Here is a 12,766-nt window from a genome sequence, read left to right on the forward strand (position 1 = left end):
GATCATGACACAGCCTCAGCTCTGTGTTCCAAGTAACACACATGGTGCGCTCCTAAGTCGAAGCTCTTGTATAGGTTGCTGGCAACATGCTGTAGCTTATCCATAATTTGATACTGTCCGGTCCAGCATTAATGCTCCGCTACATACGGTCAGGCTGCAACTGTTTGCATCTTGGATAACGGGCTATGCACTTTAAGAGGTATCAGCAAGCATGACTTCCGCTCCTCGCTCTTAGCTGACCATTAGATTTGTCAACGCCAGATCCAGCTTATGAATATTGCCCCAGCTCCAGTTGTCGCAGTTCGTCGAGGGTATAAATACGAAAAACATTCCGATGTCGCACTTCCAGCGGAATATGCTGATGGTTAACAATGACGTGTTTGATGCTGCCGAACAGCAGTTCAAGGGCTCGTTTTTTCTGTAGGTCCGGCAAGATATAAAAAACGTACATCCAGTGTTTATGGGTACGGGCCAGCAAATGGCTGGCGATGATTGACTGATAGCGGGCTTTGGTTTTCAGGCGGCGCTCGGTCTCAATCGCGATGACCTTTCCGTCCGGAAGCACGATCACCCCATCAGGGCGGTGTTTGACCTGATACTGGCTGAGGAACGTTGAGCGATCGCCGTTTATCCATCCGGATGCGCCTTTTTTCTCCAGGATCAGCCTAGCCACTTGATTATCAAGGTGGTGTTCCAGCGTCCAGCCAGTGATTTTTGAGGGTTCAAAGCGCGCCGGGAAAACGTTATCTTCCGGCGTTAAAACGACGGCCAGTCCGTCGCTGGTTATGCCCCACAATGATATTTTCATCGTCCGTGATTCAAATACATACTTTTGTATTAACCCCATTCGCTCAGTTTTTGCCAGCAGTGAGTAGAGCGATTTGTGATCCCGGAAGCCAAACAGCAGCATCAGCGTTTTAAAGTCGCTGTAGGTTTCTTCCTTCAGGAAGTTCAGCAGCATTTTTATCTTCTCGTTGTTGCGAGCGGTGCGCTCGCTATGCGTGGCGATAAGCATTACCCCTCCTAAAGATTGAGCAAGGACGGTGTTTCGTCATCATCAGATCTCGGTTTTGTTGATTCCCTTTCCCCTTCAAATAAAAGATCGGGCCGGGTTGCCGTGACAGTGGGCGTTGAAGTGGGTGTTGCTCCTTCCTCGTCGAAGTCCAGCGCGATTTTTGCTGGTGCTGCCGACGCTGCAATATCCGGAGAAACGGAATAGATCTCCAGCTCGCGTTTTTGTACCTTGATGGGGGAAATTAGTGAGGCCGAGGGAAGCGCTCTCGTCGTAAAGATAAAGCTGACAAAATCGGGCAGGTTCAGGATCATATTGCTGTCGATAAAGAAACGCTCGGCCTGTCTGATCGTCCGTTCACCGTCGATAGTTTCCGTCAGTACGGCATTGGTTTTGGCTTTGCGGATTTCATCATCCACTAAGATGGTGCCGGACATTCTCGCCACCCATTCTGCCGTATCCGGGTCCATAACGCGGTACACCAGCTTGAATTTGGCGTTTTCAACGACCGCACCGACAACCGCATCGCCTTTTAAATCCGCTGGACAGTCTTTCAAATCGGCGACGGACTGATGGGCCATGATGATATGTACGCCTTTATCCCGTGCTGCGCCTAACCCCTCCAGCGCTGGTTTTGATAGGTGGTATTTCAGTTCGTCGAGAAAGATGGCTATGGGGTGGGGCGCTTCTTTTACCCGGTCGCGCCTTTCTGCTAATTGGTAAAGTCGCACCAGCAGCATTCGTTGGGCGGTAATAATCTTGCTATTGCGCATTGAGCCGATGACATAGCAGCAGCCACCTTCATCAAAAACCGATTGGAGTGAAAATCCTGTCGGCGCGTTGATGACATTGAGCAACGCCAGCTCTTCAATCTTGCCGAAAAAGGCTTTGATGTTTTCCGCGATACCTTGAACATATTCGCCGTTATAAATATCGCGGATAGTCGAAGAGGGATGACGGCTGACAAATTGTGCTGTCATACGTGCCGCTTTCCGGTCGTCGATACGATAAAAATCGGATTCCTGACCTTTTTCCGCCAAGCTGAATCCCGCAACAAACAATTCTTCCAGCTCGTCAGGCGTAATGTTTTCAATCAGATTTAATTGGTATTGCGGTTTTCGCAGGTCAATTAAGCAAAAGGGTTTACCTGCATCCTCGCAGGCTTTCCGATAAAGATGCGGTGCCCATTCATCATCCTTGGGGTCCATAATAAATACCCCTTCACCTGCAAGGATACTTTGGTAAAGCAATATACCGGTTGCTACACCTTTACCAGCCCCAGTGGTGCCGATAATATCCGCGTGTTGTTTTTGCCAGTCTCCTAACGGCAGATACATCGGTTTTTCATCACGGTCTATCCCGATAAAAATGCCCTTGTTTAGATCGATATAATCCAGTGGGTCATAATGCAGTGTTTCCGGCAGCAGCGATTTCACCGTGCGGACATCGGTGCGCAATTCCCGTTCAAGCGTGGTTTTTCTGACGAGGCGTTTCTTTATTTTGTCTAATTCAGGGGTTAATACCCTGCGCAGCAGAATATGCAAAATAAACCCGGCCACGGTAAATATAATTAATATTGACCAGTCCAGAATGGGAGTGCGGGTAAGTATCCGACCGTTATAAAGCCACTGAAAAACGCTAATGAGTAATGGTCCCATTGTGCCAAACAGAAAACACAGTAGGGAAATAGTGATAATTAGCTTTTTCCATAGCGGAGCTTTCTGCCGTTCATCGTTTTTCATTGAGGCAAAAAACGGCAGGGTCAGGCCCGATAATAGCGCCAGCATCAATTGATGCTGTTGCATAACATCAATAAAGGCCAGCGCACCATTCACTATCGGCGACAGTGAAACGGCAAGCTTATTTAAAATCATGATGCCTCCTTCGCCAGAGACTCGCCCCAACGCATCGCCCCATCAATTCGCCCCACAGTTTTGGGCGAAAAGGCGGGGCGAACATCTGGGGCTAAGAGGGTGACCGCTCTGCGGCCATGAGTCGGAAAGCAGGCTTCCCGGCACGAAACAGCGTGCGCCAGTTCATGCGGGCTGGACGCCCTTATGGACCATCGCATGGGGGTAGTGTCGTGGCTGGACGCCGCGCCAAAACCCCCAAGGTCAAAGGCGGCACACCGTCGCCCGCTACGCGCGACCACCCCCTTTGAGACGCCGTTTTTCGCCTATTTTTTCTTTTGTCCGTTCCGGCCAAGCGAAAAAATGGGAAAACGCCTTCAAAGCGGGTGGTCGCGCCACGCTACCGGCTTTTGGCCGGAGACTTAGCTGCGACGGTGTGCGGGGCAAGCCCCCCAAATAAACCGCTATCGTGGGCGATAGCTTTTCGCTCGCTGGGGCGGCGAAATTTATTCGGCTCCCCCGGTCTGCAAAATCCGCGTGGGCGCGTCTGTTTGCAGATGGGTTCGGCGACGCAAATTAGCTATTTCTGCGAAATAGAATTTACTCGCCTTACGCCACTTTTAAATTTCTGCTATTCGCATAAATTTAAAAGCCTAAAACCGTCACAACCGATGCTGAGTTTGCCATCCCGATTTGACAGGGGGAATGGTAATAACCCTGATATTGTTATTACCGTTTTTCTTTGAATTTAATTACGCACGCGGCCAAATTTATTAATTATCTGGTCGATGATTTTCGGCTCGGCTGATTTGCATTTGAGTAATAAGGCTTTTCGGGCGTCGGCGGTATGGTTGGGGTGAAATCCGTGTCTGCTCTTTTTTACAACATTAAAGAAAGAGCGTTCAGCAGACTGACATTCATTTCCTTCGCCATTACCGGTTGTTTTACCGTACAGACATAAAACCATCTCGCAGGCATCAGCGGCCATTACGGAAGAGGGCAGTAAAAAATTCATGCAGAAAAGGCAGGCGGTGAATATGATTGTTTTCATATCAAATACCTTTATTGAGAATGAGTGGGCTTTAACTGTTCGTCTATCTGAATGATTTCTTCATTTGATGAAGGTGTATCGGTTTGAAATAAATATCCCCCATCCGGCGAATATCGCCGTGAATATCTACGCTGACGATGATATCTACGCATTTAAGCACCTTGCGTAACAACACATCGAACGGAATATTTTTGCAGTCAGGATTTTCATAACAGCGGTCAATGATCCCTTCAATACATTCTTCCGGACTGCCTGCGTGCAGGGAGGTGATAAGGCCTTCATGCCCTGATCCGATAATTTTCAGCGCGTCCCACGCTTCCCGCCCACGAATTTCCGCCAGCAGAATCCGATCTGGATTCATTCGATAATTCGCTCTGATAAGTCTGCTGGGTGTGATAATCGCCTCGTCTCCGGCATCTGCCGGGTAAAACAGATGGACATAATTGGCGTGGCGGTAAAACCGGATTTCGGGATTATCTTCAATCGTGGTTAGCCTGAGATGTGGCGGAATATAGTGCAGCAACGTCTTCATATAGGTGGTTTTACCGGAGCCGGTTTCACCAACAATAAAGATCGTTTTGCCGTACTCAACGGCCTTTTCGATAAAGTGGGGAATATCACCCTTGTTATAGCATCGGGTCAGTTCATCATCTTTGCTTTCGTTTCTCTCCTTACCGGCTATCCGGTTATAAAACCCGGCATCAATCCAGGACTGATGTGTTTTCTGCTCAAATGACGGGTTTCGCAGCGTAATCGATACGGTATTTCGTTCGCAGGCCGGGGGAATAATGGTCTGGACACGTTCACCTGATCCTAATGTAGCGGAAAGAATAGGGGAGGTATCATCGATATTGTCCTCATTCCATGAGGCCAGTGCTTTGGCAAACGCATGGCACTGACGCAACGTAACCGGGGAATCATGCTTCTGCCATCGACCGTTTATTTTGGTGTGGATCTCTCCGGGGCGGTTGATGGCGATTTCCGTCAGGCCTGCAAGTTGCAGAAATTCACCAAATAACTGGTTTTTCATAAAATCCAGCGACAGGTTTTCAGCGTTCATACCACCTCTTTTTCAGACGCAGTTGATAAACGGAAGAGAAATCAATATCCGTACCGGTCATGATGCCGATCACATCGCCCTGATTGAGGTACATCGTGGGCGGGATATTGATGCTGTTTTCTAAGGCTGTTTTCGCCATTTCTGACGCGGCAGCGCGGGTGTTTTCGGTGTAATCGGTATTGCGGTCTTTCCCCGGTGCTGAATTGGATGCGGCGGCGGCCACGCCCTGTACGGTGCTCAACATCAACGCATTGCCGAACCGTTCCCAGAAATGGGTATCAATCCAGCCGCTAATCCCGGCCTCACCCAGCGGGCCGGTGGCTTCGGTATCAATCAGCGGGATTTGCAGGCTACCGGGTTCTGGTGTGCGTAATTCCGTCCAGATGACAAACATTCGGCTCCGGCCATGTTGCAGCGCCCCGGTGCGGTAGAACCCTCTGGCGACGGTTCCGGCAGGGAGCAACTTCACGTAATGGTTAGCGCTGTAGACATCTTCGCCGATGAGGCACGAAATACGACCGCCTACGTCAGAGACAAAACGTCGCATCATTGAGCACGGAATATAACGATCAACCGGAAGATAGAGATTGGGATCGAGACCCAGTCGCCTGACGCTGGTCACTTTTGCAATACCGGGATTGGCGTCGTTAGCCTCTGTGCCAGACGTGGTTGCAGGCGTGTCTTTGCTCTGATTGCGCTGTGTGCCGGAAGGGGCAGTTTGTGAAGCCTGGGTATTACTGCTTTGTGTGGACTCAGCGGTACTACTTGACCCATCGACCAGTGCCGCCGCCTTATTTAAAGCAGGTGGCTCTGACGGTGGTGCCGTCTGTATTGGGGGACTATCAGTTGCGGTTTGCTGTATGTCCTGACCGAACAGACCGAACGGATTGTTGTCCATGCCAAGATTTTTACGCTCATGCTGCCCCGAACTGGCTGACGGCGGTGCTGGGGTTTCAACCGCCTTATCATCGCTTTGCTTTAATGAGACAAGGAAGCGATCTCCACCCAATGCCAGTGCAATCAGTGCGCCCAGACTTAGCAGGCTGACCAGCAGTGTCCGGCGGCTGGAGGCTTTTTTGAAGCGGGTGACTTCGGGTTGGCCGGGAGGTGTGTTCTGCTCGGGTGCCTGACTCACCATCGCTGAACGGGCGCGTTCACGGGCTTCAGCCTCCAGCTCCGCCACGGTTTTTTCCGTTGTTTCTGGGATGGATTTATCAGTCATTTAGCCTCCGATGTGACGGCAGACGAAACCGTGTCACCGCTGCCAACAGTGACGTTGCCGAATGACGTATTCTCAATCCCGACTACCGCGCTGCCGTAGCGCAATACCAACTGTGGCGACATTGCCCGCACGACGACCACGGTGTAGTTTCCGTGTTTGGTTATGCGGGGCGTGACGGTCTGTTCCTGCCCGTTAACGACCCGGAAGATAGACGGAAGGATTTTGGTGGGAGAAAAACCCAGATAGATAAAGCGGCCATCATCGTAAGTAAAATCTGGTGCTATGTAGGCTGAACCCGTCGCGACTCGCTTGGTATAAAGCCAGTTACGCGGCGTGGTAGCTTGCTCGAAGGCTGTCGTTATCTGCTGCTTTTCCTGCGTTTCACGCAGGAGTTTCAGGCGATCTGCGCTGGCTGCGTCTGCTTGCCTGCGCTCGTCATCCGGATAGCGAAAACGGATAATAAAGGCCTGAGAAGGCAAGTCATTCTCCAGCACGTTCAGTTCCAGACTGTAATCCCGCTTTGATGTCACGACAAAGAGATTGGTTCTCCACTCGCTCGCCGTTGGCAGAAACACCTTATTGACGTTGTTGCCGTTATCATCGGTTACCGGTTGGGTAATAGGATTTGGGCTGACACCGACCCGGTTATCGCTTTTTGTGACTTTCCAGCCCCTTGGAAAGCCTGCTTGCGCGTCGATGACTTCTTCATCGTCATCAAACAGGAGTGTGGTGAGGTAGCCGGGGCGGGTGTTGACGATAGTCGCATTTTGGCTGTTATAGGTGACATTCTGCATTCGGCTGTCATAGGTGCTGCGGCTCGGTATCGCCGCGCTCCAGGCTGTGGATGACATCAGAAGGAGCCACAAGAGCACTGTTTTTTTCAGCATCATTCACCCCTCAGTTCTTTATCGCGTTGGTAGCTGGTTACGATGAACCCCAGCGGATTCACTTCTCGCTGGCTGTCTGTCAGTTGTTTGCGGGGGACATAGCGATAAGTCAGGCGAATGTTCCAGACATCTGTTTTAATCGAGTTATCGACAATGCGGCGGATAGTCCGTTTAATGCGTAAGGTCGCCAGATGGTCAGGATCTGTCGCGGTCGTGTGAACGTTGGAAATAATGTCGATAGACACGACATATTCCGCTTTATTGAAAATGATATCGGGTGCCTGATTGCTGTTAAACCCGTCGAGATAATCCCGGTTCACGCTGTCGCTATTGAATAACTGCACATCGTCGTAATCGCGCTGAAGAGCAAAATAGTTATAGCCTTCGCGGAGCCTGACGTAATGCGCTGCTAACGCCTGAGCCAGTGCTTTTTCAGTGGAAATATTCTGCTCTTTAATCCGGGTCATATAGTCATAGCGCCCGGTCTGTTTATCCACCGACCATAATTCGATTTCGGTGGTTTTCAGCGGCAGCAGAATGATCAGTGCGGTGATCGCCATTGCGGCCAGAGCAAAACCTATGGCTGCTATTCGCCACGCTATCCTTTTTTCCCGTTCATCCTTTTCCAGCAGGACTGATTCAAAGGTGCGGGATGACGCGATGACATTTTCTGTTTCAGACATGTTTTGTCAGCTCCTGAATAATCGCGGGAGAATTAACCGGTTGAGGATCGCCAGATACTGGCGTCAAATCGTGCTGACGTTGTACGCAACCCATGAGGACGCACAGCATCAGAAAGATGAGGCTGGATTTCATATTGATTCCTGTGTTTGTCGAAGACAGCAATGCCATACCGATGGCGGTTGCCACGGCACGGGGTGGAGAGACTGCGTTAGAAGGGGATTAGCGGTTACGCTGTTGGTTGAAACGCTTCATACTATCGATAGACGCCGCACGTTTTTGCCATGCGGAGAGGGCTTTGCTGGTGCCTGCGGCGATAAGTGTACCTGCTGCATTAGCGGCGCTGACGCTCCCTTTTTCCGCTAACCGGGCACCCGTCGCACTGGCTTTCATGACCGATTTCGCTGCGTCAGAAGACGGTTTCGCCAGCCCACGTAGACCGCTCATGGTGGCACCCTGTAGTGCGACCTGAACGGCGACGCCGCCTAATGCGTTAGCGATTTTTGCTGAAAACCAGATAATGACGCCAGAAATAATACCGGCAACGCAGCACTGAACACCCAGTGTGATGATATTGGCGCTATCTGCAAAACTAACCGCTTTATCTAATAGCCCATTAAGATAATTGATGACAATCCTGATGGATAACGCGGAAAACATAATCGTCAGGATCACCGTGAAGATAATTTTCAGCCAGTTGTTAAACATCGGAATAAGGAATCCATACAGCAGGCAGAAAATAAATAACGGTGCAGTGGTGGTCATTAATACAATGATAATTCCGGCTAACAGATTAACTGCCGAACCAAAGAGCAGGGTGACGATTGCACCGCCCCAGACCAGAAGTTGTGCAATACCGCCGTTGAGTTTTACATAGGTGGAATCATCCTGCTGATAAAGCTTTTGTCCTATCGTTTGCGCTTTTGCCCAGACGGTATCCAGTAAGACCCAGACATTGTCATCACCACTGACGCCGTCGGTTAATCCGTTAATGGCAGAAATGGCTAAATCCAGCCAACCATCGAGATTTAAAACGAATGTCATGATTAATAGCATTCGCCCGACATCCCATATGACACCTTCTACAGGCGTTTGGAGTTTTCCAACCAGGGTTTGATAACCCCGATAAGTGACAAATAACGTGAAGGAACTGACGGCGATAACGCTTACCATATCGCCGTACACGGAGGTTTGTCCCCGCAGTACGGCATGTAAACCGTCAGTGATCGTGTTGTTCATTCCAACAAACATACCACCTGACATAGATGACCCCTTTAGTTCAAATCGGGAACCTTGGCATTTTCCTGACGGAGTTCAAATCGCGCTTCTCGCGCATTTTTGCAATCTTGGGAGTCATCACCGGATGATTCACACGCTTTATATCGCTGATTCATTTCATCCGGATGTTCTTTGTACCATTGCGTTGATTTCGGGTTGTCGCACCCCAGCAGAAATAGTGAGCCTAAAATAATCGGGAAAATGCAAAATGACGTTTTCATTCTTACCCTCTCAATGATTAAAGTCAGGAATTGGGGAAGTGAGTTGTTGTTCATTGAATGCTTTTTGCCGCTGTTGAGTCAACATCGTGGATCGCTGTTCAGCCTGCTTGACTGACATTTCCCATTGGCTGGTTAATGCGTTCAATTGTACGCTTTTGGCTGCCACCGCGTTAGCCAGGTCCTGTGACTCTTTCGAGTCTTTGGCGTTGGCAATGCGGTCAGATAAGTCTGATATATCGTTTAATGTGCTATTAATCCGGTTCTGGACCTCACTGGTATTCTCAATCGATACCGCCTGATTGAGGACAAGCTGTTTGCAACTTTCAAGATAACGTTGCGATGAACTGGACTGATTACAAATATCAAACGATTGATATTTGCTATATAAGCGCTGAAGGTCAGAAGAATAATAACCGCTTGGGTTGGTCAGCAGATCATCCAGTGAAATACCATTTTTACGCAGATGTTCGATATCATTTTTTAGGCTTTTTGCCTCGCGGAGAAATCCCTGAATATCGCGTATGCCTGTTGCGGTCGCTAATTGCTGCTTATAAGCATCAAGTTCACTTTTATAGTGAGTGACTGTTTCCTGCCATTGTTGGAGTTTCTGTACCCATTGGTTAATCGACTCGGTATTACTGGCGGCATCAAACACCGGGATACCCGCGCTGAGTGCGGGTGTGGAAACCAATAGCGATAACGCCAGAAGCGTGTTTCTGGTTTTCATGGTGATAACCTCCGAGGTGAATATCAGATAGCTTGGTTAAGGAACGTTTCTTTCCAGTCGGTGGGTGACATGCCTTCCTGATAAATGGCATCAAATATTTTCAGGTTGTCTTCACTGCCGCTCAGGATTTTGGTGATGTTCCCGAGCCCCGATAAATCCATTCTTGCCATGGCGACAAACGGGCGAGTTTCACCGGCACGCAGTGGTGTTTTCAGGGCAACCATATAGTGCTCGCTCGGATCAAGATTACGGACGATGTCGTAAACGCTTTCTGGGACTTTCATTTTCTCCACGTAATCTGTACGGCTGGCCTTGGGATTGGCGAGAAATATTTGAGTGCTGCATTGCTCAATAATCGCTGGAGCGATGGGATGCCTGACGATTTCATCAGGTGACTGAGTGGCGGGGATAAAAATGCCGTTCAGTTTGCGGATCACCTTGAGCATATTGAGGGAGAATTTAGAAAACTCGACATCAGCCAGCCATTTCCAGAACTCATCCATGAACATCACCAGTCGGCGACCATCCAACAGGCTGGTGACGCGGTACAGCAGGTAAAAGGTGATCGGCCCGCGTATGTCGTCGTCATCCAGGAATTCCGTACCATCGATACCAAAGTTATCAATATTGCTGATGTTAAATGTGTCCTCCTCGTTATCGAATACCCAGTCGAATTCACCGCCCTGCGCCCACTGTTTCAGGCGTATACGCAGGCCGTTAGCCCGGGCCTCTTTGGTCGGTGGTTCGGGCAACACTTCCAGCAATCGGGTAATACCATAACGGCGATATTCCGACGGGTAGTCCAGCATAATGGTATCCACCGCAGCGCTGATACGCTCTTCATCGCGGGGATCGAGTGGCTTACCGTCACGACGGCACAGCATCCGGATCAGCCGCTTGATAAAGCTGATATTCCGTCGTGTGGGAGCAAGTGAGAACGGGTTGAATCCGGTAGGGATACCGGTTCGGATACGGAAGTAGCGACCGCCCATTTGGCGGATCGACATCTCCGCCGCTCTGTCTTTATCAAAGTAAACGGTGGTCAGCCGTTTGATGGTGGCAGAGGCGGGAAATGTCGCCGGATTACGGTACTTCTGCATCAACTGTTTCATCATTGTCATCAGCAGGGTCTTTCCTGAACCTGTTTTACCGATGATGGCGGTATTCCCCGGCGTTTTCTCATTGAAGTCATTCCGTCCTGCCTGACTGTCATGCAGGTTCAGATAATAACCGCCACCACCGGGAGATTTCAGTATGGCGATAGCCTCACCCCACGGATTGCCGTGGCGTTTGTGGGGATGGAAGTTATGCAGACTCCCCATATCTGCGTAGTTCTGGCTACTGACTACCACCAGTCTAGGCCGCAACGTATAGACGCCGGGAAGTTGAGCCAGATAGGCGGCAGGTAACGACAGAGTGGACAGGGATGTCATGATGCCGAGATCGTTAAAAGGCTGGGCCAGCGCATTGGTTTCCTTGACCACCTGATCGGCGCTGGTGGAGGAGACCAACAGGGAAAAATGATATTTGCCGCAAGACACATGCCCGGACTGGAGCAAATCGCGTAAGACGATCAATTCCTCTCGCTGTGAAATAGCGTCATCGTCGGTTGAATTCAGCCGTTTTTCCGCCAGTCGGATATGACTTTGCGCTTCATCCCGTGCCATACAGGTAAAAGACTGCGTCAGCACATACTCGCTTTCGGCATACAGCAGCGCATCGAGCAGGCCGGTATAGGTTTCTGGTGAATAGTCTTTAATTTCCAGACTGCGGAAGAAGCGGGAACCGCCGACCGTCTGACATTCGGCGGTATCGGTAGTGAAGAACACATCCGGCGTGCTGAGTGTGTGATAAAACGGTGTGCGCGTCACCGCCACGTTCTGCCATTTCCCCGTCATCAGGCGATGGTAGAAAGCCAGTTGCGAAGAGTAAACTCGACCTTTTTCCCCATAGATGCCCAATGGCGTTGCCATGTAACGTGACAGGGCGGTGTGGATGGCTTCATGGTGTTCCAGCATCCCTTTCAGGGCATCATCCAGCGCCGCTTTCCTTTTTCCGGCGGTCTGTGTCTTCATGATTTTTTTCTCCAGCGTGGAGAACGGGGCATAACAGACGGTGAAAAACAGCCGATGCCGCCAGAGAGGCTTCTCTGTTAGCGGCTGGTAATAGCGTTCCGTGACGTCATCCGAAAAGGGAATGCCCGAACTGGCGTTAAAGCCATCCTGATATTTCTCTCGTATGCGGTGAATATAGAAGGTGATCGGTAGCCCTTCATACGCGCGGATCAGGTTGTTGAGGTGGCTTGCCAGCAATGTCAGATGATGCTCGTCCTCACATTCAAACACAGTGCCGCCCAATTCCCAGGTCGCGACTAAATCACCGGCGCGATTTCGTATTATGTGAGGATGAATGTGGGAGGAGTAGGGAATGTATTTATCCAGCGTGATGCGCTCGTTTAATTTCATCTTAGCGGTAAACTCCGAAACATCGACGGCGTCATAGTGGCTTGCCAGCATGGCACGGGCACCGAAATGGCGATCCGTGGCAAATCGCCCACGGGTTTTAAAGGCCAGCCACAGCAGTCCGAAATAATGAATATCCGTTCGAGCTTTTGCCTTCATTTCCAGCCAGGCAGGGATCAATAACAACGCAAGGTAATAGCTGATATAGACCGACAGCAGGACGATAGCCCCGCTGACGATCACGAACGGGACGAGAGGGATACCCATAATGGCGGCAGGGCGGGTCAGCGCTTTGTTCAGGGTGGTCATCGGTTC

Annotated in this window: 12 protein-coding genes; all 12 read right to left on the reverse strand. The window is 50.2% G+C overall.

Annotation, left to right across the window (positions count from 1 at the left end):
• Nucleotides 1–268: 268 nt before the first annotated feature.
• Nucleotides 269–1,015 carry a MobC family replication-relaxation protein gene (gene mobC / locus NAL19_RS06880; RefSeq protein WP_263059208.1) on the reverse strand — a complete coding sequence of 249 codons (747 nt, stop codon included), beginning with the start codon at nucleotides 1,013–1,015 and terminating at the stop codon, nucleotides 269–271.
• 8 nt (nucleotides 1,016–1,023) lie between these two features.
• Nucleotides 1,024–2,886, reverse strand: coding sequence for a type IV secretory system conjugative DNA transfer family protein (locus NAL19_RS06885; protein WP_263059209.1), 1,863 nt, complete (start codon nucleotides 2,884–2,886; stop codon nucleotides 1,024–1,026).
• Nucleotides 2,887–3,610: 724 nt separating this feature from the next.
• A complete protein-coding gene (locus tag NAL19_RS06890) occupies nucleotides 3,611–3,913 on the reverse strand; it encodes a TrbM/KikA/MpfK family conjugal transfer protein (protein ID WP_263059210.1) in 303 nt (100 codons plus the stop codon).
• 43 nt (nucleotides 3,914–3,956) lie between these two features.
• Nucleotides 3,957–4,973 carry a P-type DNA transfer ATPase VirB11 gene (gene virB11, locus NAL19_RS06895; protein WP_263059211.1) on the reverse strand — a complete coding sequence of 339 codons (1,017 nt, stop codon included), beginning with the start codon at nucleotides 4,971–4,973 and terminating at the stop codon, nucleotides 3,957–3,959.
• Nucleotides 4,963–6,195, reverse strand: coding sequence for a VirB10/TraB/TrbI family type IV secretion system protein (gene virB10 / locus NAL19_RS06900; RefSeq protein WP_263059212.1), 1,233 nt, complete (start codon nucleotides 6,193–6,195; stop codon nucleotides 4,963–4,965). The genes virB11 and virB10 overlap by 11 nt, the downstream gene beginning before the upstream one ends.
• The gene (gene virB9, locus NAL19_RS06905) at nucleotides 6,192–7,085 is read right to left on the reverse strand and encodes a P-type conjugative transfer protein VirB9 (RefSeq protein ID WP_263059213.1); all 894 of its coding nucleotides are present in this window, start codon (nucleotides 7,083–7,085) and stop codon (nucleotides 6,192–6,194) included. Before virB9 ends, virB10 begins: the two co-directional genes overlap by 4 nt.
• Nucleotides 7,082–7,765, reverse strand: a complete 684-nt coding sequence (locus NAL19_RS06910) for a virB8 family protein (protein WP_263059214.1) — start codon at nucleotides 7,763–7,765, stop codon at nucleotides 7,082–7,084. The genes virB9 and NAL19_RS06910 overlap by 4 nt, the downstream gene beginning before the upstream one ends.
• On the reverse strand, nucleotides 7,758–7,898 hold the full coding sequence (locus tag NAL19_RS06915) for a hypothetical protein (RefSeq protein WP_263059215.1): 141 nt from the start codon (nucleotides 7,896–7,898) through the stop codon (nucleotides 7,758–7,760). Before NAL19_RS06915 ends, NAL19_RS06910 begins: the two co-directional genes overlap by 8 nt.
• Nucleotides 7,899–7,985: 87 nt before the next feature.
• Nucleotides 7,986–9,026, reverse strand: coding sequence for a type IV secretion system protein (locus NAL19_RS06920; RefSeq protein WP_263059216.1), 1,041 nt, complete (start codon nucleotides 9,024–9,026; stop codon nucleotides 7,986–7,988).
• An 11-nt stretch (nucleotides 9,027–9,037) separates the two neighbouring features.
• Entirely contained in the window at nucleotides 9,038–9,262 is a 225-nt protein-coding gene (locus NAL19_RS06925) for an EexN family lipoprotein (RefSeq protein ID WP_226509882.1), read from the reverse strand.
• Between the two features lie 10 nt (nucleotides 9,263–9,272).
• The gene (locus NAL19_RS06930) at nucleotides 9,273–9,989 is read right to left on the reverse strand and encodes a type IV secretion system protein (protein WP_263059217.1); all 717 of its coding nucleotides are present in this window, start codon (nucleotides 9,987–9,989) and stop codon (nucleotides 9,273–9,275) included.
• A gap of 23 nt (nucleotides 9,990–10,012) precedes the next feature.
• Nucleotides 10,013–12,760 (reverse strand): VirB3 family type IV secretion system protein, encoded by a 2,748-nt coding sequence (locus NAL19_RS06935; RefSeq protein WP_263059218.1) that lies wholly within the window; start codon nucleotides 12,758–12,760, stop codon nucleotides 10,013–10,015.
• Nucleotides 12,761–12,766 lie beyond the last annotated feature (6 nt).

This window comes from Pectobacterium sp. F1-1 (assembly GCF_025643735.1).
Classification (GTDB): Bacteria; Pseudomonadota; Gammaproteobacteria; order Enterobacterales; family Enterobacteriaceae; genus Pectobacterium; species Pectobacterium colocasium.